1 protein-coding gene is annotated in these 1,457 nt (G+C 67.3%); it reads left to right on the top strand.

All coding sequences use genetic code 11. From position 1 onward, the window contains the following. Window positions 1-113: 113 nt before the first annotated feature. Window positions 114-1,157 (top strand): IS110 family transposase, encoded by a 1,044-nt coding sequence (locus FV222_RS25920; RefSeq protein ID WP_147764583.1) that lies wholly within the window; start codon window positions 114-116, stop codon window positions 1,155-1,157. The last annotated feature ends 300 nt before the right edge of the window (window positions 1,158-1,457 follow it).

The following is a 1,457-nucleotide window of genomic DNA, read 5'->3' as shown; positions in this document are numbered from 1 at the left end:
GGACAGATGGGGTGATTGGGGTCACGCCGCGGTTCCGCTGAAGGCGGCTGCTCCTATCGAGATGTGAGATCGTGGTCGATGTCGGATCGCCACAGCATCAGGAAGGAGCAGCCATGACGTACTTTGCCGGACTCGACGTCTCCCTGGAAGAGACCACAATCTGCGTGGTCGATGAGACGGGACGGCTCACCAAGGAGTTGCGAACCGCCAGCGAGCCGGAGCCGCTCGTAGCCGCCCTGACGGGGCTCGGCCTTCCGCTGGAGCGCATCGGCTTGGAGGCGTGCTCGCTGACAGCGTGGCTGCACGACGAGCTTCGGGCAGCGGGTCTACCGGCGGTCTGCATCGAGACGCGGCTCGCCAACGCGGCCATGAAGACGATGCCCAACAAGACCGACCGCAACGATGCCCGCGCGCTTGCCCAGATCATGCGCACGGGCTGGTACCGGCAGGTTCACGTCAAGTCGCGCCAGTCCCGGCTCTGGCGTTCGCTGCTGGTGGCGCGGCGCACCGTGCTCAACGAAATGCGAGCCATCGAGAACGTGGTGCGGGCGATCCTGCGCGAGGGCGGGATCAAGCTTGGCACCCCGGCCCGTGCCGCCTTTGCCGGGCGGGTGCGCGAGATGGCGGGCGACGATCCCCTGATCCTGCCGCTCGTCACGCCCCTGCTGGCGATCCTGGCCACGATGCTGGAGCAGCTCGATCGGCTGACCCGGCAGGTCCTCACCATCGTGCGCGGCGAGGCGGTCTGCCGGCGGCTGATGAGTGTGCCAGGCGTCGGCCCGATCACCGCGCTGGCCTTCCGCGCCACTATCGATGAGCCGGAACGGTTCCGACAGTCCCGGAACGTCGGGGCGCATCTCGGCCTGACACCGTCTCGCTACCAGTCGGGCGAGACCGACATCCAGGGCAAGGTCAGCCGCTGCGGCGACGAACTGGCCCGTACCGCGCTCTACGAAGCGGCCCATTCCCTGCTGACGCGCTCGCGCAAATGGTCGAGCCTGCGCGCCTGGGGGATGCAGGTCGCCAAACACCGTGGCATGGCGCGGGCCCGCGTGGCGGTTGCGCGCAAGCTCGCCGTCATCCTCCATCGGATGTGGAGCGACGGGACCGAGTTCCGCTTCGGCAAGGAGCCGGCAGCGGCCTTCGCAGCCGCCTGATCGAGACACGCCTGCTGAAGCGAACTGGACGACGGCAGGCCAGACTTCACCCGCGAGGGTGACCCGGATCGTTCCCGTGGGGACGATGGGTGAGGCGATCTCGTTGAGAGTCCCGAACCGGTCCGCGTCAGCAGACCAGGTCGTGAAACAGATTGAGACGCCTCGCTCTCCTGACCCCATCATGCGGCGGCCTCGCGCCGACCGCGAAGAGAAGCGCGTGACCCGCGGGAGCGATACAGCCGGAACCCAAAAACGTCGATCAGGAGAAGCTTGCCTCACGAACCCCAATCAGAGAAGACT

It is taken from the genome of Methylobacterium sp. WL103 (genome assembly GCF_008039885.1).
Taxonomy (GTDB): domain Bacteria; phylum Pseudomonadota; class Alphaproteobacteria; order Rhizobiales; family Beijerinckiaceae; genus Methylobacterium; species Methylobacterium cerastii.
Note: the sequence above shows the minus strand (reverse complement) of the source record. Positions and strands in the feature narration are given on the sequence as shown.

Bases quoted from the DNA above. Each gene is read 5' to 3' on its own strand.
- FV222_RS25920 (WP_147764583.1), top strand. From the start codon at position 114: ATGACGTACTTTGCCGGACTCGACGTCTCCCTGGAAGAGACCACAATC.